22 protein-coding genes and 1 riboswitch (1 of these 23 only partly in view) are annotated in these 26,803 nt (G+C 61.5%); of the genes, 7 read left to right on the top strand and 15 right to left on the bottom strand.

Annotated features, from left to right (window positions below):
* Positions 1–79: 79 nt before the first annotated feature.
* From ACZ5IL_RS03850 to clpB, 3 genes are all read right to left on the bottom strand, one after another.
* Entirely contained in the window at positions 80–1,810 is a 1,731-nt protein-coding gene (locus ACZ5IL_RS03850) for an NADPH-dependent assimilatory sulfite reductase hemoprotein subunit (protein ID WP_464596803.1), read from the bottom strand.
* Positions 1,811–1,820: 10 nt separating this feature from the next.
* Positions 1,821–3,653, bottom strand: a complete 1,833-nt coding sequence (locus ACZ5IL_RS03845) for an assimilatory sulfite reductase (NADPH) flavoprotein subunit (RefSeq protein WP_464595267.1) — start codon at positions 3,651–3,653, stop codon at positions 1,821–1,823.
* Positions 3,654–4,140: 487 nt separating this feature from the next.
* A complete protein-coding gene (clpB, locus tag ACZ5IL_RS03840; protein WP_464595266.1) occupies positions 4,141–6,777 on the bottom strand; it encodes an ATP-dependent chaperone ClpB in 2,637 nt (878 codons plus the stop codon).
* 217 nt (positions 6,778–6,994) lie between these two features.
* Between clpB and ACZ5IL_RS03835 the strand changes: the two genes are divergently transcribed.
* Positions 6,995–7,780 (top strand): MOSC domain-containing protein, encoded by a 786-nt coding sequence (locus ACZ5IL_RS03835; protein ID WP_464595265.1) that lies wholly within the window; start codon positions 6,995–6,997, stop codon positions 7,778–7,780.
* 153 nt (positions 7,781–7,933) lie between these two features.
* Here ACZ5IL_RS03835 and ACZ5IL_RS03830 read toward each other — a convergent pair whose 3' ends face one another.
* From ACZ5IL_RS03830 to metX, 3 genes are all read right to left on the bottom strand, one after another.
* A complete protein-coding gene (locus ACZ5IL_RS03830) occupies positions 7,934–8,542 on the bottom strand; it encodes a TIGR02594 family protein (protein WP_464595263.1) in 609 nt (202 codons plus the stop codon).
* Between the two features lie 387 nt (positions 8,543–8,929).
* Entirely contained in the window at positions 8,930–9,619 is a 690-nt protein-coding gene (gene metW / locus ACZ5IL_RS03825; protein ID WP_464595262.1) for a methionine biosynthesis protein MetW, read from the bottom strand.
* Between the two features lies 1 nt (position 9,620).
* Positions 9,621–10,820 carry a homoserine O-acetyltransferase MetX gene (gene metX, locus ACZ5IL_RS03820; protein ID WP_464595261.1) on the bottom strand — a complete coding sequence of 400 codons (1,200 nt, stop codon included), beginning with the start codon at positions 10,818–10,820 and terminating at the stop codon, positions 9,621–9,623.
* An 89-nt stretch (positions 10,821–10,909) separates the two neighbouring features.
* Positions 10,910–10,989: riboswitch (SAM riboswitch) on the bottom strand.
* Between the two features lie 277 nt (positions 10,990–11,266).
* On the opposite strand from metX, the gene ACZ5IL_RS03815 reads away from it, so the two are divergent.
* The 3 genes from ACZ5IL_RS03815 to ACZ5IL_RS03805 all read left to right on the top strand — a co-directional run bounded on the left by ACZ5IL_RS03815 (position 11,267) and on the right by ACZ5IL_RS03805 (position 14,279).
* Positions 11,267–12,118 (top strand): chorismate mutase, encoded by an 852-nt coding sequence (locus ACZ5IL_RS03815; protein WP_464595260.1) that lies wholly within the window; start codon positions 11,267–11,269, stop codon positions 12,116–12,118.
* A gap of 125 nt (positions 12,119–12,243) precedes the next feature.
* Positions 12,244–13,341: a pyridoxal phosphate-dependent aminotransferase gene (locus tag ACZ5IL_RS03810; RefSeq protein WP_425908042.1), complete on the top strand. Its 1,098-nt coding sequence runs from the start codon at positions 12,244–12,246 to the stop codon at positions 13,339–13,341.
* Positions 13,338–14,279 (top strand): prephenate/arogenate dehydrogenase family protein, encoded by a 942-nt coding sequence (locus tag ACZ5IL_RS03805; protein WP_464595259.1) that lies wholly within the window; start codon positions 13,338–13,340, stop codon positions 14,277–14,279. The genes ACZ5IL_RS03810 and ACZ5IL_RS03805 overlap by 4 nt, the downstream gene beginning before the upstream one ends.
* Positions 14,280–14,298: 19 nt before the next feature.
* Here ACZ5IL_RS03805 and ACZ5IL_RS03800 read toward each other — a convergent pair whose 3' ends face one another.
* The gene (locus ACZ5IL_RS03800; RefSeq protein ID WP_464595258.1) at positions 14,299–15,486 is read right to left on the bottom strand and encodes a DUF2125 domain-containing protein; all 1,188 of its coding nucleotides are present in this window, start codon (positions 15,484–15,486) and stop codon (positions 14,299–14,301) included.
* Between the two features lie 227 nt (positions 15,487–15,713).
* On the opposite strand from ACZ5IL_RS03800, the gene ACZ5IL_RS03795 reads away from it, so the two are divergent.
* Positions 15,714–16,298 carry a gamma-glutamylcyclotransferase gene (locus ACZ5IL_RS03795; protein WP_464595257.1) on the top strand — a complete coding sequence of 195 codons (585 nt, stop codon included), beginning with the start codon at positions 15,714–15,716 and terminating at the stop codon, positions 16,296–16,298.
* A gap of 51 nt (positions 16,299–16,349) precedes the next feature.
* On the opposite strand, the gene ACZ5IL_RS03790 is transcribed toward ACZ5IL_RS03795, so the two are convergent.
* The 4 genes from ACZ5IL_RS03790 to ftsE form a co-directional block, all read right to left on the bottom strand.
* A complete protein-coding gene (locus ACZ5IL_RS03790; protein WP_464595255.1) occupies positions 16,350–17,108 on the bottom strand; it encodes a lysophospholipid acyltransferase family protein in 759 nt (252 codons plus the stop codon).
* 87 nt (positions 17,109–17,195) lie between these two features.
* Positions 17,196–17,873 (bottom strand): YdcF family protein, encoded by a 678-nt coding sequence (locus ACZ5IL_RS03785; RefSeq protein WP_464595254.1) that lies wholly within the window; start codon positions 17,871–17,873, stop codon positions 17,196–17,198.
* 94 nt (positions 17,874–17,967) lie between these two features.
* Positions 17,968–18,939 (bottom strand): cell division protein FtsX, encoded by a 972-nt coding sequence (locus tag ACZ5IL_RS03780; RefSeq protein ID WP_464595253.1) that lies wholly within the window; start codon positions 18,937–18,939, stop codon positions 17,968–17,970.
* Positions 18,932–19,591: a cell division ATP-binding protein FtsE gene (ftsE, locus tag ACZ5IL_RS03775; RefSeq protein WP_079445725.1), complete on the bottom strand. Its 660-nt coding sequence runs from the start codon at positions 19,589–19,591 to the stop codon at positions 18,932–18,934. The genes ACZ5IL_RS03780 and ftsE overlap by 8 nt, the downstream gene beginning before the upstream one ends.
* A gap of 350 nt (positions 19,592–19,941) precedes the next feature.
* On the opposite strand from ftsE, the gene ACZ5IL_RS03770 reads away from it, so the two are divergent.
* Both ACZ5IL_RS03770 and ACZ5IL_RS03765 read left to right on the top strand, forming a co-directional pair.
* Positions 19,942–20,799, top strand: a complete 858-nt coding sequence (locus ACZ5IL_RS03770) for an MJ0042-type zinc finger domain-containing protein (protein WP_464595251.1) — start codon at positions 19,942–19,944, stop codon at positions 20,797–20,799.
* 3 nt (positions 20,800–20,802) lie between these two features.
* Positions 20,803–21,195: a response regulator gene (locus ACZ5IL_RS03765; RefSeq protein WP_464595250.1), complete on the top strand. Its 393-nt coding sequence runs from the start codon at positions 20,803–20,805 to the stop codon at positions 21,193–21,195.
* Here ACZ5IL_RS03765 and ACZ5IL_RS03760 read toward each other — a convergent pair.
* The 4 genes from ACZ5IL_RS03760 to ACZ5IL_RS03745 form a co-directional block, all read right to left on the bottom strand.
* Entirely contained in the window at positions 21,182–23,686 is a 2,505-nt protein-coding gene (locus ACZ5IL_RS03760) for a TIGR02302 family protein (RefSeq protein WP_464595249.1), read from the bottom strand. The two genes, ACZ5IL_RS03765 and ACZ5IL_RS03760, sit on opposite strands and share 14 nt — an antisense overlap.
* 304 nt (positions 23,687–23,990) lie before the next feature.
* A complete protein-coding gene (locus ACZ5IL_RS03755) occupies positions 23,991–24,545 on the bottom strand; it encodes a methylated-DNA--[protein]-cysteine S-methyltransferase (RefSeq protein WP_464595247.1) in 555 nt (184 codons plus the stop codon).
* Between the two features lie 128 nt (positions 24,546–24,673).
* Positions 24,674–26,194 (bottom strand): FAD-dependent oxidoreductase, encoded by a 1,521-nt coding sequence (locus tag ACZ5IL_RS03750; protein ID WP_464595246.1) that lies wholly within the window; start codon positions 26,192–26,194, stop codon positions 24,674–24,676.
* A gap of 365 nt (positions 26,195–26,559) precedes the next feature.
* Positions 26,560–26,803: the end of a hypothetical protein gene (locus ACZ5IL_RS03745; RefSeq protein WP_464595244.1), read on the bottom strand. 356 nt of this gene lie beyond the right edge of the window; the window shows 244 of its 600 coding nt (coding positions 357–600); its start codon lies beyond the right edge, outside the window; the stop codon is at positions 26,560–26,562.

The raw sequence follows: 26,803 nt of genomic DNA, 5'->3' as shown, positions 1-26,803 counted from the left end.
GCGGTCACAAGGAGCTTGCGCCGCATGGAACGCGACGCGTTCTGTTCTCGCTTTGAACAAAAACTCAGGCGCAATCGGCCTAATCGTTGAAAAAACGCCCTTCCTTCACCTCTACGACATAGCCGGCGCGAATGGCGAAGTCGCCGAAGTGTTCGCCGGGTTTGCGGTCGCGGGAATAGTGACCGAGCGTCTTGTCGAGCGCTTCGAGGATCGCGGGTTCGCCGACATTCTCCAGATACATCTTGTTGAGCCGCTCGCCATGGAAGCCGCCGCCGAGATAGAGATTGTACTTGCCTGGCGCGCGTCCGGTGAGGCCGATCTCGGCGATATAGGGGCGTGCGCAGCCATTCGGGCACCCGGTCATTCGGATGGTGATCGGATCGTCCTTGAGCCCATAAGCGCCAAGGATAGCCTCGATCTTGGTCACGAGATCCGGCAGGTAACGCTCGCTTTCGGCCATCGCCAGACCGCATGTCGGCAGCGCGACGCAGGCCATCGAGTTGAGGCGCAAGCCGCTACGGGTCTCGAACTGATCGAGACCATATTCCTTCATCAGCGCTTCGATCTCGGCCCGATCCTCAGGAGCGATATCGGCAATGATGAGATTCTGGTTCGGCGTGACGCGAAACATACCCTTGTGGACCTGCGCAATAGCGCGCAAGCCATCCATCATCGGATAGTTCGGCGTGTTGATGACGCGGCCGTTCTGGATGTAGAGGACGCAATGCTCGCGACCGTCCTCGCCTTTGACCCAGCCGAGCGGATCACCGTTCGAGGTAAAGGTGTAGGGCTGCTCAGGCTTGAAGGCGAAGCCGAGACGACGCTCGGCTTCCGCCTTGATCCAGTCGAGGCCCTTTTCGTCGATGGTATATTTGAAACGAGCATGCAAGCGGTCGAGACGGTCACCGTAATCGCGCTGGACCGACATCACCGCATCGATCGTGGGAAACAGCTTGTCCGCGTCGATATAGCCGATCACGCTGGCAAGGCGCGGATAGGTCTTTGGCGATTGATCGGTCCGGCCAAGGCCACCTCCGATGGCGACGTTGAAGCCCTTCAGCTTGCCGCGGTGCGCGATGGCGATGAAGCCAAGGTCCTGGCCGTAGACGTCGATATCGTTGCTGGGCGGGATCGCAAATCCGATCTTGAACTTCCGGGGCATGTAGGTGCGCCCGTAGAACGGCTCCTCGGGAGCGTCCGTTTCCTCGCGCTCGGCACCGTACCAGATTTCCTTGTAGGCACCCGTCCTGTGAACCGCATGGTCGCTGGCCTGCTTGGCAAGCGCATAAATTTCGGCGTGTAGTTTCGAGAGATCAGGATTGACCGTGCTCATGACGCCGCGGGTATCGTCTCCGCAGGCCGCCTTGGTGTCGAGAAGGACGTCACGTAGTCCCTGCATAAGGGTGCGCAGGTCGTGTTTCATCACACGATGAAACTGGAACGTCTGGCGCGTGGTCAGCCGTAGCGTGTCGCCGGCGTAGTTGCGCGCAAGATCGTCGAGCTTCAGCCATTGACCTGGCGTGCAGACCCCGCCCGGCAGACGCACACGCGCCATGAACGAGAACGCCGATTCCAATTTCTGACGCCGGCGCTCGTCACGAATGTCGCGGTCATCCTGCTGATAGATGCCGAAGAACTTCATCAGCTTGGCGTCGTTCGCCGTCACCGCCGAGGTGATCTCGTCGGCGAGACTCTGCTTGATCGTGCCCCGCAGATAATCGCTATTGGCTTTCAGCGTTTCATCCGGCCCAAGCTTGTCGAGCGGCTGCGAGACATCGCGGCTGCGATCGGGTTGTGTTTTTGCGTCCACCAAATTGGCCTCAATAAACGTCGAGCCGATAACGGCGATCACGTTGCAGCGCCGAGAGATAGGCGCCCGCCTCGTCACGATCGAGGCCGCCATGCTCGGCAACGATATCGGTCAGCGCCGCATGGACATCAGGCGCCATGTGGGCGCTATCGCCGCAGACGTAGAGGTATGCGCCTTCCTCGAGCCACGCGTAAACATCACGGCCCTGGCGGCGCAGACGATCCTGCACATAGGTTTTTGGCGCGGCGTCCCGCGAGAACGCCAGATCGAGACGACTGAGCACGCCGTTCTTGATCAGGTCCTGCCACTCGACCTGATAGAGGAAGTCGCTGCGGAAATTGCGCTCGCCGAAAAACAGCCATGAGCGGCCGGACGCGCCGCGGGCTTCACGCTCCTGCATGAAGGCCCGGTACGGCGCGACGCCGGTGCCGGCACCGATCATCAGGATCGGCACATCGTCATCCGGCAGATGGAAGTGATCGTTGGACTGAATATAGACTGGAACCGTGGCATCCGCCTCGGTGCGCGCGGCGAGATAACCGGATGCAACGCCAGTGCGCGGAACGTCGTGCAGCATGTATCGCACCGCGCTGACGGTAAGATGCGCCTCGTCCGGAGCGGCGGCAAGGCTCGAGGCGATCGAGTAGAGGCGCGGCTGCAACGGCCGAAGGCCTGCGACAAATTGTGCGGCATCGATGCCTGGCGCCGGAAACCGGTTAACGACATCGAAAATGTGATGGTTGTGCTGGAAGGCGGCGCGCGCCTCCTTTTGATCGGGCGCGCGCAATGCCTGCAGTTCATCGGAGCCCGTGAGGTCGGCCCAATGATCGAGAAAGCGCGGAGTGAGCGCCGTGATCTCGAACGTTCCGCTCAGCGCCTCGCCGAGGCTTATCGTGCCTTGCTTCACCGTGACAGGGGTATCGGCAGACAGCGATAATTTCTCAAGTGTGGCCTCTACGAGCGCCGGATCGTTACGCGGCACGACACCCAGCGCATCGCCCGGCTGATAGGTCAAACCGGAGTCCGCAAGCGACAATTCGATATGGCGGGTCTCCTTGGACGATCCGCGCCCGGTCAGCACGATGTTGTCGATAACGGCGGCCTGAAACGGATGCTTCTTGTCGAATGCCGCTGACGACGGCGCATCGCTCCGCGTCGTAGCCGCCGACGCAGAGACTGGCGCTTGCGCTGCCGGTGCGAGATTGGCGACGGCCGATGCAATCCAGGCGTCTGCAGCATCCTCGTAATCGACATCGCAATCGACGCGATCGGCCAGGCGCTGCGCACCCAGCTCCTCGAGCCGCCGGTCGACCCGTTTGCCTGCCTCGCAGTATTTTTCGTAGGTCGAATCGCCCAGCGCCAGCACCGCATAGCGCAGCTGCGGCAACTTCGGCGCCTTGCGGCTTTCCAGAAATTCGAAGAAACCGACGGCGGTCTGCGGCGCATCGCCCTCGCCGTGAGTACTGGTGATGACGAGCAGATCCTGTTCGTCCTTGAGACCGCGTGTCTTGTAATCCGCCATGTCGGCAAGACGCGCCTGGATTCCTTTGGCCGTGGCCTTGTCGACGAGCGCTTTGGCGAGCGTCTTGCAGTTTCCAGTCTCGCTTGCGAACAGGACCGTCAGGAGCCGCGTCGCGAAGGTGGCGGTGGGGCCGCTCTGCGACGGAGGTGCAAGCTCCGCGACTTCCGCTGCCGCATCGCCAGTTCGCGCCCGATGGCTGAGGCCCGCAAAATAGCCGCTGATCCAGATCGCCTGTTCATGACTGAGAGACGTCGCGAGCTGGTTGACCTGCGTCCACTGATCCGTCGTGAGTGCTGAACCTGGAAATTCCAATTTTGTCATCGCAAGCTAACCTCGGGAGCGAACTGCCGGCCGCCGCAATTGAGGCTTCACAGGTCGGATCGAGACGCTGCGCGAAACGGATACATTTTCGCGTCAGTTTCGACAATTCGGACCCTTGAATAGGGTTAGTTTGACAGAGAAAACAATGCGTTATTGAAAAAAAGAATAATACCCTTCGGCGAGCGGCGGCAGCGAAACGATTATTTCATCCCCTCGGCCTTTTTTAGCATTGCATGGGGGAGCATTTATGGGATTCGCACCGGCATCATGTGGATCACACCGGTCCTAGCCGGTCCTACACGTGCAAGGCGTTTCGAGCGATAACTCGGGCGAGTACTCCGGAAGCGTGCATTACCAGCGTCAGCGTGAGCGATCTTCGCCGGAATGAAAACCGATGCAGGACCGGGTCGATCCCGCTCGCGTTAGCGTCACCGGCCGACAGCAATGTCCAATCCTCCCTGCGATGCAGGGAGGATTGACACGTGTCTCAGTGCAGCTTGCGCCTGGGCATCGGCCGCGCGAACTGCTCGATATTGGCAGCCAGCGGCGCCTCGCCATTGAAGGTAAGTACACCGTCATTGACCGAAATCGCGACATGGTCACCGTCGTGTATGGTGCCCGCCAGGATCATTTCAGCCAGCGGATCTTGCACGCTGCGCTGGATCACGCGCTTGAGCGGCCGCGCGCCGTAGGCAGGATCCCAGCCTTTCTCGGCCAGTCGGTCGCGTGCCGCGGCGTCGAGATCGAGCACGATCTTGCGATCTTCCAGCAGCTTTTGCAACCTTGAGAACTGAATTTCGACGATCCGGCCCATCTCGCTCTTCTGCAATCGATGGAACAGAATGATCTCGTCGACGCGATTGAGGAATTCAGGACGGAAATGCGCGCGCACCATCTCCATCACCTGCTCGCGCACCGCACCGGAGTCTTCGCCTTCCGGCTGATTGACCAGGAATTCCGAACCAAGGTTCGATGTCATGATGATCAGCGTGTTGCGGAAATCCACCGTGCGGCCCTGTCCGTCGGTCAGGCGACCGTCGTCGAGCACCTGCAGCAGCACGTTGAATACGTCCGGGTGCGCCTTCTCGATTTCGTCGAACAGCACGACCTGATATGGACGCCGCCGCACCGCTTCAGTGAGCGCGCCGCCCTCGTCATAACCCACATAGCCGGGAGGCGCACCGATCAACCGCGCCACCGAGTGCTTCTCCATGTATTCGGACATGTCGATGCGAACCATCGCGGTCTCGTTGTCGAACAGGTATGCGGCAAGCGCCTTGGTCAGTTCGGTCTTGCCGACGCCGGTGGGCCCCAAGAACATGAACGAGCCCATCGGCCGGTGGGGATCCTGCAGGCCCGCGCGAGCACGACGAACCGCAGTTGCGACCGCGTGCACGGCCTCGGACTGCCCGACGACCCGCGCCGCAAGACTTTCTTCCATGCGCAGCAGCTTTTCCTTCTCGCCCTCGAGCATCTTGTCGACGGGAACGCCGGTCCAGCGCGACACCACCTGAGCGATACTGTCCGGCGTCACCGTCTCGTTCATCATCGTACTGTCTTCGCCGGCCTCGATGGTCGTGAGACGTTTTTCGAGCTCCGGAATCCGCCCATAGGCCAGTTCGCCGGCTTTCTGGTATTCGCCGCGTCGTTGCGCGTTGGCGAGTTCAATTCGCGCCTGATCGAGTTCGCTCTTGAGCTTCGCGGCGTCAGACAGCTTGTTCTTCTCGGTGTTCCAACGCGAGGTCAGATCCACCGATTGCTTTTCCAAACCAACCAGCTCTTTCTCGAGATTCGCGAGGCGCGTCCTGGAGCCGAGATCGTTCTCCTTCTTCAACGCTTCCTGCTCGATTTTCCGCCGCACGATCTCGCGGTCGAGCGAATCGAGTTCTTCCGGCTTCGAGTCGACCTGCATCTTCAGCCGCGCTGCCGCTTCGTCGACGAGGTCGATCGCCTTGTCGGGCAGGAAGCGGTCGGTGATATAACGGTTGGACAGCGTGGCGGCAGCAACGAGCGCGCTGTCGGCGATACGGACGCCGTGATGCTGCTCATACTTGTCCTTGAGTCCGCGCAGGATCGAGACGGTGTCCTCGACCGTCGGCTCGGACACGAAGATCGGCTGAAAACGCCGCGCCAGCGCCGCATCCTTTTCGACATGCTTGCGGTACTCGTCCAGCGTGGTCGCACCGACGCAATGCAATTCGCCGCGCGCCAGTGCGGGTTTCAACAGGTTCGACGCATCCATGGCGCCATCGGCCTTGCCGGCGCCGATCAGCGTGTGCATTTCGTCGATGAACAAAACGATACCGCCGTCCGCCGACGTGACTTCCTGCAACACCGCCTTGAGCCGTTCCTCGAACTCGCCGCGGTATTTCGCGCCCGCGATCAGCGATCCGAGGTCGAGCGCGAGCAGCTTCTTGTCCTTGAGGCTTTCCGGCACGTCGCCGTTGACGATGCGCAGCGCCAGGCCTTCCGCAATCGCGGTCTTGCCGACGCCCGGCTCGCCGATCAGCACCGGATTGTTCTTGGTGCGCCGTGACAACACCTGGATGGTGCGGCGGATTTCCTCGTCACGGCCGATCACCGGATCGAGCTTGCCATCGCGCGCCGCCTGGGTCAGGTCGCGGGCGTATTTCTTCAGGGCGTCATAGGCATTTTCCGCCGTGGCGCTATCCGCAGTCCGCCCCTTGCGCAGCGCATTGATCACCGCGTTGAGGTTCTGCGGCGTGACGCCGCCGTCCTTCAGCAATTTGAACGTGTCGCTGTCCTTGTCGAGCGACAGCGCCTGCAACAGCCGTTCCACCGTGACAAAGCTATCGCCGGCCTTCTCGGCCGCCTGTTCCGCGGCATCGAGCGCGCGCGCCGTGGCCGGCGCCAGATAGATCTGGCCCGCTCCGGCGCCCGACACCTTCGGCATTCTGTTGAGCTCGGCTTCGGTGGCTTTCAGGATCGCGCGCGAATTTCCGCCGGCGCGATCGATCAGGCTTCCCGCCAAGCCTTCGGTGTCGTCGAGCAGCACCTTCAAAATGTGCAGCGGCGTAAACTGCTGGTGGCCTTCGCGCATCGCCAACGACTGGGCCGACTGGATGAACCCGCGCACCCGCTCGGTATATTTTTCAACGTTCATGGAAATCTCCCTCGGCCTACCGCCTTCGCCCCGAAGGCACGAAAGCAGCATCCTCATTGGGGTTCCGCCACCGCATTGACGTTCCTCAACCGGCAGCGGTCGACGCCGGATCGTTCCGGCGGTGACAAATGTAGGAATACGCTCCCAGGAAATGAAGGGGCATGGTTCGGAGATTCGAAGCGATGGCAAGGCTCGCAGGAATCTCTTAAAGAACACCATGTCCGAAATTTCCAATGCAGCCGTTACCGCCCTTTACCGCTATCCCGTCAAAGGTCTGTCCGCCGAACCTTTGCAACACGCGATGCTTACCCCCGGCGAGACCGTTTCTGGCGACCGCAGCTATGCGATCGAGAACGGTCCGACCGGATTCGACCCCGCCGTGCCTCGGTATTTCCCAAAATCCAGGTTTCTGATGCTGATGCGCGACGAGCGGCTCGCTACACTCCACAGCCGTTATGACGACACCAGCCGAGTTTTGACAATCCGGACTGGCGGCGAGGAGGTGGTGCGCGCCGACCTCGGAACAGCCGAGGGCCGCGCCGCGGTCGAACGGTTCTTCGCCGCCAACTTCTCGCAGGAACTGAGGGGACCGCCTCAGGTTCTCGTTGGCAACGGACACAGCTTTTCGGACGTCGCAAGGAAAGTGGTTTCGATCATCAATCTCGAGAGTGTCGCCGCGATCGAAAAAATGGTGGAGCAGCCGGTTCACCCGCTACGCTTCCGCGCCAACCTGTACGTCCGAGGCTGGCCGGCCTGGAGCGAGCTCGACTTGCTGGAGCGCACACTCGCGATCGGCGACATCCGGCTCAAGGTGGTCAAGCGCATCGTCCGATGCACCGCCACCAACGTCGACCCGGAAACCGCGGCACGCGATCTCGACATTCCGCGCACGTTGATGCGAACGCTGGGGCATTGCGATTGTGGGGTTTATGCGGAAGTCGTCACCGGCGGCACGATCAGGATCGACGATAAAGTCGAAACGCTTCCGGAATCGCTCGCGTAAACGAGAGACCGCGGTTCTTCCTTCCACTCCTGCTCCGCCGCAGGGACGACGTCCGTGCGGAGCGCGGGAGCCCGTCGAAACGTGCCCCCGCCCGTCCTCGTTCACTGCGAAACCCTCTCCTTTGCAGGAGAGGGCGAAACGGCATCATATGCCTCAGTTCGGTACGACGTAGGCGTAGATGCGGCCGCGCGGATAGACCGACTCCGCGACGCGATGGCCGTGATTGCCCGAGACGATGATGGGATTACCACGCCGATCGATACCGCTGACGACGCCGACATGGCCACCGCCGCGTCGGCCCATGACGGCGATGGCACCGACCTGTGGGCCGGAGACTCGCCGCCCGTAATGCGCGAATGAACGCGCCATGTCGGAGCCCGTCCCCTGGTGTCCAGCGCGCTTCAGAACCATGTTCATGAATCGCGCGCACCAGAGCCGACTACGACCGGTGGGGTTACCTCCGATGTAGCGCCGGGCTTCCGCAACAACATTCGAGACCAAGCCTCCGCCTGAAAATCCCGTTCCCGGAGTCAAGGCGGCGTTGGCGTCCCTCCACTCGTGAGATCGCCGCGTGTAGCGGTATCTGTGATGACGATAATGCCGGTGAACGTAATGATGGTGTTTATAGTGAACGTGCGCGTAATGTCCCGCACGATGATAAGGTCTAGCCGAGGCGGGTATCGCAAAAGCGACCACGGCCAAGAAACACACCGCCAGTGCCAAAATACGCGGCAACGAGCGCAACGCAACTAACTGGAACATACTTGCTCCCCTGTGACACCTCCCACTTCCCCACACGCGTCACGGTGAACTCCGCTCTTATGTCGTGCCGAGAAAACGCGGGCCTTAAAATCACGGGGGCCAGCCTTTTTGAAGTCATACCTGCATTGCGCGTAGCGCATATCTGCGGTGCAACACGCCTTTGGTAGAGTGCGGTGTTTTTCCAAATTGATGTTTTAAAAAGGTATTTTGCGATAGGCGTAAGTTACCAAGCCCATTTATAAGACGCCCGGGTACTGGCCACGTTGCGCCGCAAACCGGTTCCTCGAGCCCTGGAGCGTGGAACTCGATCCATTCAGGAAGCTCGATCGATCCATAATCACGAACGCGATCGACCCAAATTTTGAGCGGAGTGGACGAAAAATACCTTTACTCGTCCTTTGTCGAAGCCTGAGCGATCTTCTCCAGCCGGCTAAGCAGAAACACTCCCTGCTCCCCGAACATATTCCAAAACCACCAGGGCGCGTTGAACCGCAGCGGCCGGCCGTAAAGATTGAGCGCGACCGCACGCTCGATCTTGACGTTGATCTCGTCGCAGAGCTGGACGAAATCCTTGATGGTACAGAAATGGATATTCGGGGTGTCGTACCATGTCGCCGGCAGGTTGTCCGTGCGCGGCATGTGGCCGCCGATCAGAAGCTGAACACGCATCTTCCAATAGCCGAAATTCGGAAACGAAACGACGGCATGCCGGCCGATCCGTAGCAGATTTTCCAGCACTGTTTTCGGTTGCCGTGTGGCCTGCAAGGTCTGCGACAGGATGACGTAGTCGAAGGCGTCGTCGGGATAGTTGATAAGGTCGGTATCGGCGTCGCCCTGCACCACTGCAAGACCCTTGGCCACGCAACGATTGACGCCCTCCCGCGACAGCTCGATGCCGCGGCCATCGATGCCCCGCGTCTCGAGCAGCTGCAAAAGGTCGCCGTCGCCACAACCGACGTCCAGAACCTTTGAACCTGGCTTGATCATCTCCGCCAACAGGAGATGATCGCTGCGATAACGGTCGCCCGCCCACGGAGCGACCTCATCCAACGGCAGGGCCGCCTGCTCCACACTCATCTCATTGCCCCGCATCGGCCAGGCCTCGGGTCTTTCCCGCAGATTCCAGGAACGCACGCGCGATATCGAAGAACTCGGGAACGTCGAGCAGGAAGGCATCATGGCCGCGATCGGTCTCGATCTCCGCGAACGAGACCCGCGCACCGCCGGCATTGAGGGCATGCACGGTCGCCCGCGATTCGGAGGTCGGAAACAACCAGTCGCTGGTGAACGAGACCACGCAGAACCGGGTGTGGGTATCGCGAAACGCGGCGGCCAACACGCCGTCATGATCGGCCGCCACATCGAAATAGTCCATCGCCCGCGTGAGATAGAGATAGCTGTTGGCATCAAAGCGCTCGACGAATGACGATCCCTGGTGGCGCAGATAGCTTTCGACCTGGAAATCCGCGTCGAACGAAAATGTCGGCAACTCGCGATCTTGCATCCGCCGTCCGAACTTGCGATGCAGCGCCGCGTCCGACAGATAAGTAATGTGTGCGGCCATCCGTGCCACGCCCAGGCCGCGGTGGGGATGGGTGCCCTGCTCGACATAGCGGCCTTCGCGCCAGTCGGGATCGGCCATCACCGCTTGCCGTCCCAGTTCGTGAAACGCGATGTTCTGCGCGGAGTGACGCGTGCTGCAGGCGATCGGCAGCGCTGAGAACACGCGCTTCGGATAGGCCGCGCACCACTGCAGCACCTGCATGCCGCCCATGGAGCCACCGACCACCGAAAACAGCGTGTCGATTTCGAGGCGGTCGATCAGCATGGCCTGCGCGCGCGCCATGTCAGGGATAGTGATGACCGGGAAGTCCAGGCCCCACACCTTGCCGGTCGCGGGATTGATCGAAGCGGGACCCGTCGAGCCCATACAGCCCCCGATCACGTTGGAGCAGATAATGAAATACTTCTCGGTGTCGAGCGGTTTGCCGGGTCCCACCAGGGTCACCCACCAGCCTGGTTTTCCGGTGAGCGGATGAAGGTTGGCCACATGCTGGTCCCCTGTGAGGGCATGGCAAATCAGGATGGCATTGGATTTTGCAGTATTGAGTTCACCATAGGTCTGATAGGCAATCTGGAACGGCGCGAGATCGATGCCGCAATCGAGCGGAAGCGGTTGATCGCTTCCGAAGATCGCGACCTGCGACGTGGGATGATCTGCTTCCTGGGCTCGATACTCGGCTTGAGCCGGACCCGGTATCGATTGCACGTTTACCATCCTGCACTGCCCCCGCCGGGGCTTCGGGAAACCACCGGACCGCAGGCCATAAAAAACCCGGCCCGAACTTGGGTTCGGCCGGGATCAGGATTTCGCTGTCCCCGGCCTGTTTAGCGAGTTGTTTAACGTGGCTGCAAGCCGGCCGGCTCAAATGACCACGGAACGGACGAAAAATAGTCCGCTGCATGCTTTTCGTCAAGGCAAGCAGATCGGCTGCTGCCGGCCCACGATCACGACCGAGGCGAGAGCGTTTTCGGGCGAAGTGAATACCGGTTCGCGTAAAGAAAACGCGTGAGATCCAAACCATAGAGCCAAGCTTCTGTTTCTGTAAGAAGCGTGGCTATGGTCGCTTCCCACATTCGCAAGAAGGCTCGCTGAAACGGGATGCGAATGTTAAAAGCGGACCGCGGCCGACGCTCTTCCCTTGCGGCCGACAGGTTGCATCCATGACGAAAATCTCTCCCGCGCCTCCATCTCTGCAAGTATTGCGCAAAGAGATCGACGCCATCGACGAGCAAGTTCACAACCTGCTGATGCAGCGCGGCGACATCATTGACCGCCTGATATCGGTGAAGCAGACCCAGGAGGTCGGCTCCGCATTCCGGCCGGCGCGCGAGGCTGACATGATGCGGCGTCTGGCGCAGCGCCATCGCGGCATCCTGCCGCTCGACACCGTCGAAAGCATCTGGCGCGTCATCATCGCAACCTTCACCTACGTTCAGGCGCCCTTCTCGCTGCACGCCGATCTGTCGCTCGGCGAATCCGCGATGCGGGATTCCGCGCGCTTCCATTTCGGCTTCACCATACCTTTCGTGCCGCACTTCAATGCGCAAGCCGCTGTGGAAACCGTGGCGAATGCGAAAGGCGACCTCGCACTCGTCTCGGCGACCTCGAGCCGCTCGCCATGGTGGCTTGCACTGGAAGCCGACGGCGCGCCAAAGATCATCGCCCGCCTGCCCTTCATCGAGCGCGCCGATCATCCGGCCGCGCTGCCGGTGTTCGTGATCTCACGAGTCGCCGACGATGCGCGGGTCACGGAAGTGGAGACCTGGAGCGTGCGCGTCTCCGGCTGGAATGCCAATACCGCCCGCACACTGTCGCCGCTCGCCGAGATCGTTGCAGTGCCCGATGGCGCCTTCGACGGCGCCGCGCTGCTGGTGTCCATCACGGGCGGCACCAGCCTCGACACCATCAAATCGGCGCTAATCGAAACCGGCGCGTCGGTCCGTTCAATGGCTCTCGTCGGCAGTCACGCAACGCGCTATACGATGCCTTCCAGCAGGGCGGCTCGTCCGTAACGTCCCGCTACAGCGTTTTCGAGCGAAGCGGATACCGGTTCGCGTGAAGAAAACGCGTCAAATCAAAATCTTAGAGCCCGCTTCTGATTCCGTCAGAAGCGAACGGCTCTAGTCCGGAGCAAATGATGTCTCGACCGGTGCCGAATCCCGGCATTCTCGATATTGCGCCCTATACGCCCGGCAAGAGTCCGGTACCGGAGGCGGGCCGCAAAGTATTCAAGCTGTCGGCCAATGAAACGCCGTTCGGCCCTTCGCCGAAGGCGATGGACGCTTATCGCGATGCCGTGGCTCACCTCGAAGGCTATCCGGAAGGCACCTCGCGCGTGTTGCGCGCAGCCATCGGGCGCGCCTACGGGCTCGACCCAGACCGCATTATCTGCGGCGCGGGATCCGACGAGATCCTCAACCTGCTGGCGCATACCTTTCTCGGCCACGGCGACGAAGCGATTTCGACCACGCACGGCTTTCTGGTGTACCCGATTGCGACCTTGGCAAACGGCGCGACAAACGTCGTCGCACCGGAGACCGACTACACCGCCGACATCGACGCGATCCTCAAGCGGGTCACGCCGAAGACCAAGATGGTCTGGCTCGCTAATCCAAACAATCCGACCGGCACCTACCTGCCGTTCGACGAGATCAGGCGGTTGCGCGCGGGCTTGCCATCCCACGTATTGCTGGTGCTCGACGGCGCCTATTCGGATTATGTGTCGCGCAACGACTACGAATTCGGTATCGAACTGGTGGCGACGACGGAAAATACCGTGCTGACCCATACCTTCTCCAAGATCCACGGCTTGGCCTCGCTGCGGATCGGCTGGATGTTCGGCCCAGCGCATATCGTCGATGCCGTGAACCGGATCCGCGGCCCCTTCAACGTCTCGACGCCGGCAATGCTTGCGGCCGTGGCCGCGATCGAGGACACCGCGCACGTCCAGATGTCGAAGGTTCACACGGAAGAGTGGCGCAACTGGCTAACGGACGAAGTGACAAAGCTCGGCCTCAAGGTCACGCCCAGCGTGACGAACTTCATCCTGATCCACTTCCCGGACACCAAGGGCAAGACGGCGTCTGAGGCCGACGCGTTTCTGACCAAACGCGGCCTCGTGCTTCGTGCGCTCGACAACTACGGCCTGCCGAATGCCTTGCGCATGACCATCGGCACCGAGGAAGCCAATCGCCTGGTGGCGGATGGCTTGCGCGACTTCATGGCGCAGGCATGACCGCACCGCCCTTATTCCGGCGGATCGCGCTGATCGGATTCGGCTTGATTGGCGGTTCGATCGCGCGCGCCGCGCGCGCACAAGGCCTCGCTGGCGAAATCGTCGTCACCGCACGCTCCACTAAGACGCGTGCGCGGGTGACGGAACTCGGCATCGTCGATCGCGTGGTAGACACCAACGCAGAGGCCGCAAGCGACGCCGACCTCGTGATCCTCTGTATTCCGGTCGGAGCGTGCGGCGCGGTGGCGCAAGAGATCGCATCTCACCTCCGGCCGGACGCCATTGTCTCCGACGTCGGATCGGTGAAAGGCGCCGTCGTCCGCGAGATGGCCCCATATCTGCCCACCAGCGTGCATTTCGTGCCAGCACATCCGGTGGCCGGCACTGAGCACTCGGGCCCGGATTCCGGCTTCGCCGAACTGTTTATCAATCGCTGGTGCATACTGACGCCGCCGGACAAAACGGATATCGCGGCCGTCGACAAGTTGCGCGCGTTCTGGACCGCGATCGGCGCCAGGGTCGAGATCATGACCCCTCAGCATCATGATCTGGTGCTCGCGATCACCAGCCATCTGCCGCACCTGATCGCTTACACCATTGTTGGCACTGCGGACGAACTCGGCGAGGTCACATCCTCCGAAGTGATGAAATTTTCCGCCGGCGGCTTTCGCGACTTCACACGCATCGCCGCCTCCGATCCCACGATGTGGCGCGACGTATTTCTGGCCAACAAGGATGCGGTGCTGGAAATGCTCGGCACCTTCAACGAAGATCTGTCCAAGCTGACGCGCGCCATGCGCCGCGGCGATGGCGAAGCGCTTTTTGAGCACTTCACCCGCACCCGCGCGATCCGCCGCGGCATCGTCGAGATCGGCCAGGATTCCGCGGCTCCCGATTTCGGACGACTGCAAACGGGCGCACAGAAAAACCCTGAGTAAGCTGTCCTGAGCGGCGCATTCAGAACAGCGGCGGCGTCTGCGCGACCTTCAGCTGCCCGACGAAGACTGCGCCGTTAACGAACCGCAACGGAAAAGAGCGCGCCTTTTTGCCTTCCAGCGTTGCCTCCTGACCGATCGCGGCGAGGCCTGCCACAACACCGACATTGGCGTTCTCGCGCACGGCCTTGCCCAACCCCGGAATCGCCCGGTCCAGCGCACCGAATAGATTGTCGATATCCTTTGTCTTCACGCCAGGCGCGACCTTATCGAGAGTATCCTGCGGCACGCCCTGCTCCAGCATTTTCTCGATTCCGAGCGCCGGGATCACCTTCTCAAAACCGGTTGCTGTCATGTGCAACTCGCCGTCGAGGTGCCCATCGGCGGTAAGCCCTAGCGACCCTGCGGCTATCGCGATCAGATCACCCTGCTGGATACGCGACTGCTTGATCTCGATGCGGCCGTCCGCCGCCTGCAATTCGCGAAACCGCACCGGCCAGGGTTTCGGCGTGAAGTCCTTCAGCCCGTGTACGATCGCACGGATATCGGCATCGAATGGCGCAGTCAGCACCGGATGAACATCCTGAATGGTCGCCCCGGTCAATTCAAGGACGCTCTCGATCGCGGGGCGATCTGGTCTGGAGTTCTCCGCGATGCGGCCGTGAAGCTCTGCTTGCTTGGCGCGCGCAACCGGGGTCTGCACCGAGGCTGCGACACGGTCGATCGCTGGATCTTGGAAAACGATATCCGCGCTCTGCGGAGTGCCTGGCAATCCGACAATGCTGCTGCGCGCGATGCTCCAGTTGACGACCATCACCGGCTCTCCATGTTGGGATAGCGTTGCCGGGGCCTTGAACTCTGCGATCAGCAGTTTCGGATTATAGATCTGCGCGACCACCAGGATATCCCCGAGGCGCGCGGTCAGTGGCGCTATCGCCGCCTGATCGGCCGTTTGCGACTTTAGCTCGACGGTCGCATCCTTGCAGTGAACCTCGAGACGGAAGGGGAATCCGGCGACAGTCCGCTTGGCGCAATCATAGTTACGCCCGGACGCGGCCTCGCGCGCGCGCCAGGCATCGACCGTCTGGTCGACCTGGGAGGCGGCATAAAACCAGAACGCGCTCCAAGCCGCGGCGGCGATGACCACCAGCACGGGCATGACGAAGACGGGCCAAAGACGGTGCTTGCGAGAGGCGTTGGCAGCGTTCATGCGGGGGGCTGGCTCGTGAATTTGTCAGGTGGCGGGGGCCTCCGACCATAGTCGCGCAACCTCGGCAAAACCAGCCCCTTTCGTTCCGCTTCGCCTGGCGGTGCGGCTCTGTTAAAGCATCTGTCGGCCAGGCAAATCTCGGCTAGCCCTAAGAAAATGCTCTCAATTATAATAGCTTGTGCGTATTCGGTATCCACTTTGCGGGATACGCTCTGGTTGGAGCGTGGATGAGTGTGCAGGAACTAGTTGACCCGGCTATTGGTAGGTCCGACAGCGATCTCTGGGTATTTGCCTATGGTTCGCTGATGTGGCGACCGGGATTCGATTTTGCCGAGCAGATTCCGGCGCGGCTGATCGGCGAGCACCGGGCGCTCTGCGTCTACTCTTTCGACCATCGCGGGACGCCGGAGAGACCGGGGCTGGTTCTCGGGCTCGACCGGGGGGGAGCTTGCCGGGGCATCGCATTCCGCGTTGTCGCCAACCGGCGCGAGACCACAATTGCGTATTTGCGGGAGCGCGAGCAGACCACCCACGTCTATCGGGAGGTGACGCGCTCCGTCTGGCTCGAGGACGACGCGCGCCGGCGGGTCAGCGCGCTCGCTTACGTGGTCGATCGCGGACATGTCCAGTATGCCGGACGGCTGACGCTGGCGGAACAGGTCCATTATGTCCGCCAGGGGCACGGCCGATCCGGACACAATCGGGACTATGTATTGTCGACCGTGAAGTCGATCGAGTCACAGGGCTTTCGCGACCCTAAACTTCATCAGCTGGCGGAGCTGCTGCACAATGATGCGCGGTTGCCCAGGTAGGTGCGATGCAAGCAGTTCTGAATAGGACTCTTGGCGTTTCGAGATCATGCTCTAATCCTCCGCCGCCCGACCCAACAACCGCCCCTGCTCACGCAGTCCCAACTCGACCAGGGAAGCGGTCGACCCTTCGATCGACGCCATCAACCGCGACATGAATTCATCGCGCCGCAATCCCGGTGGCAGCGGATCAAGGAATTCAACCGTAATCGTTCCCGGATAACGCAGGAACGTCCGGCGTGGCCAGCACAGACCGGAGTTGAGGGCCACCGGAATACACGGCACGTCGCCTTCGGCATAGATCATGGCGACGCCGCTCTTGTAGGCTGGCGGGGCTCCGATCGGACGTCGCGTGCCTTCCGGGAAGATGACGAGCTGACGCCCGAGACGAATCTCCTCCCGCGTCGTCCGGATCAGCATCTTGAGCGAGCGTATGCCAGCTTTGCGGTCGATGCCGATCATGCCCGTCTTCATCAGATACCAGCCAAAGAACGGAATCCATGTCAGCTCGCGCTTGAGGATGACGACCGGCTGATCAATGAGACTAAAGAGGGCGAAGGTCTCCCACATCGACTGATGTTTCGAGGCGAAGATCAAGGGACCTTTTGGAATCCTCCCGGTACCGAGAATTTTGACGCGCGTGCCGCAGATGACGCGCATCAGCCAGATATTCCAGCGTCCCCAAGCCTTCGCCATCCTGACAAGCACCGCGCGCGGCATCACGAATGTCGGGAGCGCGGCAACGATCCAGACTGCCATCGTCAAATAGAGCAGAACGTTAAAGACCAGCGAGCGCACAAAGATCGAAATCATCAAGCATCCAATTCCGTGGTGTTAGTTGGCGCGTAGTCCACTTGCAAAAGCCCGAAGCCGGACGACGTGGTCGAACGCCCCGGTCGGCTAATCGCCGTTTTCGGGGGGAAGTTCGAGGCCAAGATGGGCCAGACGAACCCGCGCCTCCGCAGCGATGTATTTGACATACTCCGATAACAAGAGCCGCAGGGTAGCGGCGCTGGTCCACCATGGCTCTTCGCGCCACTTGTCGCCGATGACCGCGAACGGAATCAAGGTAACGTTCGGCATCGCGTGCGACAGTTCGACGATGGCGCGAGGCATATGATAATTCGACGTCACCACAATTAGCGAACGGAAGCCCTGCTCGTCGACCCAGCGCCGCGTCTCGCTTGCGTTGCTCCGGGTATTAACCGCGGAGCGATCGAGATCGACGCAGCATGTCAGCAGTCGCTGGTTGTCCGGCAACGAGCGCGAAATATCGCTGACCCCGTTGGTCGGATGAACACCCGAAATCAGCAGCCGCTTGCCGTAGCCGCCGGCCAGCAACTCGACAGCATCGGAAATCCGCGACGAGCCGCCGGTGAGCACGACAATGCCGTCCGCGTTACCGGCGGGCTTTGTCTCCACCCCTCGCAGTTGCGACAGAAATCCGACGAAGCCCACCCCTGCCCCGACAAAGGCAATCCCGACGGCGGCAACCGCGGCCGCGAGCAACGTGTGGCGCCGCCGCGCCGGCACCCGACCCGAGGCTTCCGGTTTGTCATGGCGGGTTTGTTCACTCATCCGTTCGATGTCCTGGTCCCCTCGACTTTAGTGCGTTTTGGGGCGAAGTGGAATTCGGCCGCGCCGGAATGTCGCGCTGGCCCTGAGCGACTGCTCAATCGATCTCATCAAGCGTCGCGAACAATGTGCGGCGGGAAGCCCAGGCGGTGACCGCCGCAATCAGGACCGTCTGGCCAGCCAGCACGAGATAGCCGGACGGGCGCAGCGAGAACGTGCCCAGCAGCGCAGCAAACTGATCTCCCACCGGCGTTCCGGAAAACCAATTGGCGATCGATTCGGAGAACCCGAACATCAGCATCGCGGCGACGCAACCGATCACGCCGCCCCTCAGCCCGAGCCGCAGGAAATGACGCAGGAAGTGATTGGCGATGTAACGGTCGCTGGCCCCGACGAAATGCAGCACCTCGACGATCGGACGATTGGCCGCCATGGCCCCCCGGGTCGCGAACGATACCGAGATAATGGTCGCAATAATGACCAGCGCAAGAACACCGATTCCGGCGAACACGGTCGCGTTGGTCATCGATCGCATCCGGTCGATCCAGGCGCGATGGTCGTCCACGCTGGTCGATGGCGCCAGTTGCGTCACGCGGCTACGAAGCCCTTCCAGATCGAGCCTGGTCCCCGGCGCGGCGCGCGCCACAATCATGCGCGGTATCGGCAGATCGTCGAGCGACAGACCGCTGCCGAGCCAAGGCTCCAGCAGCTTGCCCGACTCCTCCTTGGTGTATGGCCGGACATCGAGGATTCCCGGATGCTCCCGAGCCGCGGCGGCGACCGCGGTTACATCGCGCTCGAGGTCGCGGCCGGCGACGGGACGCACCTGAATGGTGATTTCGCTCGCGACCTCCGACTGCCATTCGGCAGCCGAAGCGTTGATCAGAAGCACCGCCCCAGTCGTGATCGACGCCAGAAACGTCATGATGGCAACAACGGCCACCAGAGCACGGCCTGCGATCGATGCACGCGGTACGATCGGCGACATATTGCGTGCGCGGACCGGCACCTGCGGGCGTTCGCGCCCGAGGTCCATCAGCACATCCTGTCCGTCCCCTGCCTTACTCATAGATGTGCAGCCGTCCCTGATGCAGCACCAGCCGCCGCGCGTCGTACTGATCCATCAGAGCGATATCGTGGGTGGCAATGATGACCGCCGTGCCGGACTTGTTCAGCTCGATGAACAGCCGCAGCAAACGTTGCCCAAGTGTCGGATCGACGTTCCCGGTCGGCTCGTCTGCCAGCAGAAGCTGCGGTCGCGCTATCACCGCGCGAGCGATCGCCGCGCGCTGCTTCTCCCCTCCGGACAGGACCGGCGGCAGCGCATCCATGCGCTCGCCTAGACCCACCCACTTCAGAAGATCGATGACTTCGCGGCGGTAGGTCGACTCATCGCGGCCCATAACCCGGAATGGCAATGCGACGTTTTCGTAAGTTGTCATGTGGTCGAGCAGGCGAAAGTCTTGCCACACGATCCCGATACGCTTGCGCAAGTCGGCGATCGCATCCTTGCTCAGCAGCGAGACGTCCTGACCGAACAGGTTGACAAGACCCCTCGTCGGCCGCAGCGAAAGAAAAAGCAGCCGCAGCAGGGAGGATTTACCCGCGCCCGACGGGCCGGTGAGGAACTGAAAGGAACGGGCGGGAAGATTAAAGCTGAGGTCGCGCAAAATCTCCGGGCCGAGCCCGTAACGCAAGCCGACATTTTCGAACCGGATCAAGCCTTGTGTCCCGATTTCCAAGTTCGCAATATTCCAGCGTTTCCTTTCGCGAACCTGGGATTCGAAAGGACACTAGTGTGCCGGTTTCCGAAGTTCGCCCTCCATGCAACAACCCAATGATCCTGGTGTGGTTGGACCGAAAGGTCCCTTGATCACCTCGCTGAATGAAGAAAATGGATCATCACCACTCGAACGTTCGGTCGAGGGAGGCTGACGCCGGGCGCGGCCCCAACCACATCTGTAACCTCAGGAACAAAGCTCACCCTCGTCCCCTTGTGCGTCGGTTATGGTTTCCGATTCGTTAACGGTCAGCGCGTAGACTTCCAGCAGTCACTCCTGGCGATTCGTCCATGCACATCGTATGCCCACACTGCACGACATCCTATGCGGTCGATCTCGCAAGTTTCGGCGGAACGGGCCGCACCGTCCGCTGTTCGCGCTGCAAGAAAACATGGCGGGCGGCGCCTGACAATATCGCCAACGTTCGCATCCCCACGATGGCGGGAGCGGACGAGATGGCGGGATGGACCGATCCTCCGAAGACCGGCGACATGCCGTCCGTCGACAGTCCGTCGATCGCTAGCGATTTGCCGAAATCCCCCGAACTCGGGGGGCCGCCACAGGATCTCGCCGGTGTCTGGACTTCGCCGGCCCGACAAGACAATACGCCCCACAACAATACGGCGCGCGATGACAAGCGTCCGCTCTCCATTGCTTCGCGGTTCCGCGACCGGCTCAAGCCCTTATTCGCGCTTCGCCCACCAGCGATCACTCTGAACACCTACTGCGTCGCGATGGCGGCGATGGTGCTGGCTCTTGTCATCTGGCGCGTCGAGATCGTGCGCCTGCTGCCGCAAACCGCAACGTTCTATCGGCTGGCCGGACTGGAGGTAAACCTGCGCGGGTTGGCCTTCAAGGACGTCAAGACGTCGACCGAAACCGTCGACGGCAAGCCGGTGCTGGTGATCGAAGGCATGATCGTCGCGCAAAGCCGCAAGCCGGTCGAATTGCCGCGCCTGCGCTTCAGTGTCCGTGACGCGCATGAAACCGAAATCTACGCGTGGAACGCAGTGCTCGAGCAGGCAGCGCTCAAGCCCGGCGAAAACGTCTGGTTCCGGACACGGCTGGCGGCCCCGCCACCTGAAGGCCGCAGGATCGGTGTTCGTTTCTTCAACCGGCAGGACCTTGCAGCCGGGAACGGAGCCTGAGTCATGGCGCGGGTTCTAATCGCCGACGACGAGGACTCGATGCGGTATCTGGTCGCCCGCGCCATCGCCATGGACGGCCACGAGACAGTGACCGCGGCCGACGGCGCCGAAGCGCTGGATATTCTCACAGATGACGCGCGCGCTTTCGACCTTCTGCTCACTGACATCAAGATGCCGATCATGGACGGCATCGCGCTGGCCCTTGCCGTCGCACGCGATTTCCCTGACCTGACCATCCTGCTGATGACAGGTTTCGCCGATCAGCGCGAGCGCGCCTCGGGTCTCAACGCTATTGTGCACGACGTCGTTACGAAGCCGTTCTCGGTGGCCGATATCCGCTCTGCCGTCGACGGCGCGTTGAGGGCGCGGATTGACGGAACGGTCAGTAATCCTTGAGCAATCGTTCGATGTAGTCGAGTTCGATTTTCGGCCGTGAGGGATCGGCGATGCGGCGGCGCAACTCTTCAAGAATGCGGCGCACTCGCTGCACGTCGATTTCGCCAGGAATTTTGACTGTCGTATCGTTGCCGAACTCGCGGCCGTGCAGCGGGCGCCCCAACGGGTCGGTCTGACCGCCGTTCTGCCGGCCCACTCGGCTATCCGGCCCATCTTCACCCTGCTGCAACGCTTCGGCAAGGCTTCGAGCGCCCTTGCGCAGCGCATCGAGGGCCCGACCTTGCGCGTCGACGGCGCTATCGGCACGGCCTTCGCCAAGCCGGCCGTCGGCTTGGCCCATTGCGGAATCGGCCTGGCCGAGATCGTCACCCGGCCCGGCCGACTGCCCTTGCATGCCGTGCTGGCTCGGCCCCATTCCACGTTTGGCAAGTTCCTGCTGCAATGTCTGAAGCCTGTCACGCAGGGCCTGCTGATCCCGCTGCAGGCCGCTCATGGCATTCTGGTCGTTGCGCTCTTGGCTGTGATCGCGACGCGAATCCAAACCCTGCCTGTAGGTCTTATCGCGCAACTGCTGCTGCTTTCGGATCATGTCACCGAGCTCATTCAGCGACTGTTGCAGATCTCCTCCCTCACCCTGTCCCGGCTGCGCCATTTGCAGATTCTCGAGCATCTGCTGCAACTGATCGAGCAATTGCCTGGCGGCGTCCTTGTCGCCCGAGCGGGACAGACGCTCCATGCGCTCGATCATGTTGTCGAGGTCCTGCGGGCGCATGACCTTGCTGTTGGGATCGAGCGGACGCGCCAGTTGCTCCGGATTGTCGCGCATCTGTTCGGCCAACTGGCGCAGGTAATTATCCAGCGCCGCGCGCAGATTCTCGGTGAGCTTCTTGATCTCCTCATCGCTCGCGCCGCGCTCCAATGCTTCCTTCAGTGCATCCTGCGCGGCACGCAGCGCTTTCTCGACATCGGTGATATTGCCGTCCTCGATGCTTACGGCGAGCCCCCAGAGGCTGGCGACGACCTCACGTAACTGGGCATCGATGCGCGCTTCCTCGAGCTGCTTCGTTACGTTGTAAAGACCGAGATACTCCCCCACCTTGGGAGTGAACACCTCGGGCGCAATCAGGAGAGCATCGAGTGCTGTGTGGACCTGACTGTTCTGATTAGCATCCAGCGCCAGGATGCGACGCTGCTCGATCAGCGCGCGCGCAAGCGGTTTGGTGAACACGCGTTCCGGCAGGCGCAGGTCGAGCGGTTCGCTGCGCCCCTCGTTTCCGGCATCGTCGCGTGCGGTCAACGTCAAGGTCACTTCGGCGCCAGCGTAGGGACTTTCGCTCAGATCCTTGACCGTCTGCCCGATTCCGCTGCGGGGTCGGGCATTCGGCAATACCAGCGCGAATTGCGGCGGATCGAACAATGGGCGCGCGACCGCACCGTCCTTTGCAGCGGGTCCGGGCCGGGTCGAAAATTCCGCATGGGCTTCGGTCACACCGTAATCGTCCTCCAGGCGATAGGACATCAGCAACGATCCGCGCGCCTGGCGCTCCGGCCGCTTGGCCAGCGATATGGCCGGGGCACGATCGGCAATTGCGCTAAATGCCCATTGCGGTAGCCCCGCCGGGTCTCGCACACGAGCCGTACCATCCGCGGCAATGGTGAAATGCCGCTCGTTCGTACCTTCCGGGGGCTTGTCGGCAGGAACCTTTTCAGTCACGCCGCCGCCGAGCGCGACGTCGAAGCTGCCTCCGCTCGAACGCACGGTCAGCGTGCTGCCCGCAGGCACCGGAACCGCCCCGCCGTCGAAGGACGCTGGATCCGTGTTGGTCTTGGACAGGATGATCGGGGGCTTGCCGGTATAAGGCGGCGGAGCCACCCACGCATCGACCCTGACATTGGTCGATGTCAGCATTCCATTCCAGTCGAACGCAGCAGCCACGCGCTCGGTCCGTTCACCGTCCGCCGCGATATAGGTCGCGACCATCAGCACCATCACCAGCGATCGCAGCGCCCAGCGGTCGTGCAGCGGTAGCCTCGGCGACGGCAACCCGGCGCGAAGACGCTTGATCGCCGTCAACGTGCGCGCGCGCTGTGCCTGCCACAAAGCATGCGCGACCGGATCCCGGGTCGCCAGCGTGTCGGCGAGCGCGGTGACGGGACGATGGCGAAGACCAGCACTGCGGTCGAGCCGGCCCAATCCTTCCTCGCGGCTGGGCCAGCGGAACCTGATGGCAGGCGCCATCGCCGCAATGGCGAGCAGAACGAATGCAGCAAGGGCAACGGCGCGTCCCATCACTGGTAGAACAAGCCAAACGCCAGCCCAGGAAACCGCCAGAAAAAGCCCGCCGACGCAAAGCAGCCGCGCAACATGCGGCCATGCCCTTTCCCATGCGATCACCCACCTTGCGCGCTGCAGAGCTCGCGTCAGTTCAAGTCCCGCCAACTCGCGCTGGTCGCCGTCCTGACTGGATGGATCGAAGGGAACACCGCTCAACTGTGTCTCCGGGCTACTGGAGCCATTCCGGCCTTGGAGCCTTTCCGCTTCCGACAGAATGAGAAGCGTGACGTGATTTTGATCTGTGTTTCTTCAGACGGCGCGGCGCCTGATCCGGGTCAAACCCGCGCATCGCCACTCGAAACGAGATAAACAGCACCTTACCACGGCGGCGGCAATGAGGCATCGGAAACGACTTAACCGCTCGGGCCCAGCCTGACGGCGTGATGCGCCGGTCGGTCCAGTCAGGCCAAACCGGTCCAGGCTTTCCGCAACAAAAGGAGCGGTAGTTGCGGGAAACAGGTCAATCGAACAAGCTTGGCGTGTGATTGATGATCGCGCCCTCGATGGCAAGCATTTTCAGCTTGGTCGCAACGCCGCCGTTCGCCGAGAAGCCTCCCGGTTTGTCGCCGGCTGCAAGCACGCGATGGCACGGCACCACGATCGGACACGGGTTACGGCCGAGCGCCTGACCGACATCGCGCGACAGTTCAACGCCGCCGAGACGTTTGGCGACGTCGCCATAGGTCATCGTCCTGCCCGGAGGAATGGTGCGTGCGATGTCATAAACGCGGCGATCAAATTCGCCTACGCCGTCGAGATCGAGCACCACATTGGATAAATCGGTCGGCTTACCTTCAAGCAACGCGTACATGCCATCAATCGCAGCCTGTACAGCGTCCGGCGGAACCGCCTCTGTAACGCTCCCGAAACGCTGGAGAATGCGCATCCGGGTTTTGTCCTTATCCGGCAGCGGCAGTTGCACGGCTTCGACGCCACGCATCGTCCAAACGATACCGCAAATTCCAATCGCGGTATCGAACAGCGCGAATTTACGATCATCTAGCTGTTCACTCACGGATCGCTCCGTCGCAAACTGGCGTATTCATGAGTTAAGGGACTACGTCTCACAAAAACTCACGATCACGCCGACTCCCGCCCCCGCAATGGAATAGTGTTCAGCTCCTATACCCGCGGAGCCGAACTTCAGGAGACGACGACGCGCTCCATCGCCACTTCCTCCTTGAGGTGCTCAATGTCCCGATAGATCGAGGATACCGCCAGCACGCGCCCCTGATGCTTGTAGCGCAGCAGGCAGTCCCGATCAGCGACGTTTCCGTCGACCTCGATCTGATCCCACTTTAACGCATGTCCGAGATAATTGATTGGCACATCATAATGCTGGCTCCAGAAAAACGGCACAGCGTCATACTTTTCGTTGTGTCCCAGCATATTGCGCGCGGCAACCTGGCCCTGACGTTGTGCTACCACCCAGTGCTCGACGCGGATGTTCTCCCCGAAACGCGAATCGGGCCAGCGCGCGATGTCGCCGGCCGCGTAGATGCCGGGCGCGCTCGTTTCCAGAAACTCGTTGACGAGTACGCCGCGGTCGATCTTCAGTCCCGCCTTCTCCGCAAGCTCCAGGCGCGGCTTCACGCCAACACCGAAGACGACGAAATCGGCCTCCAGTGCGTCACCACTCCTGAGCGTCACTTTCTTCTCGCCAATCGCCGTGACCGTATCCTCCAGATGGAAGATGACGCCGTGCTCTTCATGCAGCGAACGGACGAAATCGCCCATCTCCGCACCGAGAATGCGCTCCATCGGACGAGATTCAGGCGCGACGACATGCACCTCGATCCCGCGGGCACGCAACGAGGCCGCGACCTCAAGACCGATGAAACTCGCCCCAATGACAACTACCCGGCTCGCCGATTTCGCCGCATCGATGATGGCACGGCAATCTTTGAGTGACCGCAACGTATGGACGTGCGGCAGGTTTGCCCCCGCAATCGGTAGCCTGACCGGCTCGGCGCCGGTTGCCAGCAACAGCCGATCGTAACTAATGACGTCGCCGTCGATCAAAAGCTGGCGCGCAGCCGGATCGATGGCGGTAACGGTCGTACCTAGCCGCAGATCGATGTCGGCCTGCTGATAAAAATCATCGGGGCGCAGCGGCAGCCAGTCCTCCGGTGCGGATCCGGCGAGATAGTCTTTCGACAGATTCGGCCGGTCGACCGGTGGCGCATCGTCGCTGCTCAGCATGACGATGCCGCCCTTGTAATCCTGGCGGCGCAGCATCTCGGCGGCCGCAAAACCCGCAGCCCCGCCGCCGACAATCACGATTTTCTTTGGGTGATCCGGCTTCGCGACCTTGACCGCCGGCCGCTCGCGTTTCTTGCCAACAAAAACCCGGCTGTCGCGCTGCTCGACCTCCCAGACGTCGAGCGCATTGAAAGCGGGAGCGCAGGTCGCCTCACCAGTGCGCAGGTCGAAGCAGGCATGATGCCATGGACACCGGACAGTGCCGTCGACAACGAGTCCTTCAGCGAGCGGTCCGTGGTAATGGCTGCAGTGGGCATCGATCGCGAAAATCTCGGCACCTTCGCGGACCAGCAGAATCTCCTGGTCACCGACATGGCCGACCAGCTTTCCATCCCTGAAATCGCCGGGATCAACACCCTGCGTCAGGTCTGGTCCACTCGGTTGAGCCTGCTCCTCGGCCATCGACTGACCCTCCATGGTTGCGCGGCGCCGGATGCGCGAGACACAATCGCGTTCTCCCGCCGCACGGTTTCACACCGGCGGTAGTCCGGCAAGTTCACCCTCTTTTAGAGGGAATGAAAAGGGAAAGGTTCCACGCCGGAATGCTCGCACATGACGGGTCGGTCGATCACCGTACCCAGCCGGCTGGAATTCGCGGCGGCACCCAAATTCCAGGTTAACTTTTCGATCGAGCCGCATGAAAACGGCTTGTCACTTTGGGGGGCCGCTCCGCGGATCTGGATCATACTCCAGAATCGTTGTGGACTTATCCGCCGACGCCATACGAATGTGCGTCACACCTTGCAGCGAACTCAGGACGTCCGGACTCAATCGTCCTCATCCTCGGACAATGCCCCGATGAGCTTGTCATAGTACTTGCCAACGAGATCGATGTTCCCCTTGTTCTCGATCACTGGCGCCGGCGCCTTCAACGCCGCATTCATGTCAGCAAGCGTCTGCTTCTTCTCCTTGGCCGGCATCTTGGTGTTGGCCTGCACTGTGGCAATCTGCTGTTTCAGCACTGCCTCGGCACCAATGTATTTCTTCGTGGCCGGGTCAAAGCCGGCGAGC

Source organism: Nitrobacter sp. CN101, from assembly GCF_055390255.1.
The sequence above is the reverse complement of the archived record's forward strand: the minus strand, read 5'-3'. Positions and strand labels throughout refer to the sequence as shown.

Bases quoted from the DNA above. Each gene is read 5' to 3' on its own strand.
- ACZ5IL_RS03845 (WP_464595267.1), bottom strand. From the start codon at position 3,653: ATGACAAAATTGGAATTTCCAGGTTCAGCACTCACGACGGATCAGTGG.
- clpB (WP_464595266.1), bottom strand. From the start codon at position 6,777: ATGAACGTTGAAAAATATACCGAGCGGGTGCGCGGGTTCATCCAGTCG.
- ACZ5IL_RS03835 (WP_464595265.1), top strand. From the start codon at position 6,995: ATGTCCGAAATTTCCAATGCAGCCGTTACCGCCCTTTACCGCTATCCC.
- ACZ5IL_RS03830 (WP_464595263.1), bottom strand. From the start codon at position 8,542: ATGTTCCAGTTAGTTGCGTTGCGCTCGTTGCCGCGTATTTTGGCACTG.
- metW (WP_464595262.1), bottom strand. From the start codon at position 9,619: ATGAGTGTGGAGCAGGCGGCCCTGCCGTTGGATGAGGTCGCTCCGTGG.
- metX (WP_464595261.1), bottom strand. From the start codon at position 10,820: ATGGTAAACGTGCAATCGATACCGGGTCCGGCTCAAGCCGAGTATCGA.
- ACZ5IL_RS03815 (WP_464595260.1), top strand. From the start codon at position 11,267: ATGACGAAAATCTCTCCCGCGCCTCCATCTCTGCAAGTATTGCGCAAA.
- ACZ5IL_RS03810 (WP_425908042.1), top strand. From the start codon at position 12,244: ATGTCTCGACCGGTGCCGAATCCCGGCATTCTCGATATTGCGCCCTAT.
- ACZ5IL_RS03805 (WP_464595259.1), top strand. From the start codon at position 13,338: ATGACCGCACCGCCCTTATTCCGGCGGATCGCGCTGATCGGATTCGGC.
- ACZ5IL_RS03800 (WP_464595258.1), bottom strand. From the start codon at position 15,486: ATGAACGCTGCCAACGCCTCTCGCAAGCACCGTCTTTGGCCCGTCTTC.
- ACZ5IL_RS03795 (WP_464595257.1), top strand. From the start codon at position 15,714: ATGAGTGTGCAGGAACTAGTTGACCCGGCTATTGGTAGGTCCGACAGC.
- ACZ5IL_RS03790 (WP_464595255.1), bottom strand. From the start codon at position 17,108: ATGATTTCGATCTTTGTGCGCTCGCTGGTCTTTAACGTTCTGCTCTAT.
- ACZ5IL_RS03785 (WP_464595254.1), bottom strand. From the start codon at position 17,873: ATGAGTGAACAAACCCGCCATGACAAACCGGAAGCCTCGGGTCGGGTG.
- ACZ5IL_RS03780 (WP_464595253.1), bottom strand. From the start codon at position 18,939: ATGAGTAAGGCAGGGGACGGACAGGATGTGCTGATGGACCTCGGGCGC.
- ACZ5IL_RS03770 (WP_464595251.1), top strand. From the start codon at position 19,942: ATGCACATCGTATGCCCACACTGCACGACATCCTATGCGGTCGATCTC.
- ACZ5IL_RS03765 (WP_464595250.1), top strand. From the start codon at position 20,803: ATGGCGCGGGTTCTAATCGCCGACGACGAGGACTCGATGCGGTATCTG.
- ACZ5IL_RS03750 (WP_464595246.1), bottom strand. From the start codon at position 26,194: ATGGCCGAGGAGCAGGCTCAACCGAGTGGACCAGACCTGACGCAGGGT.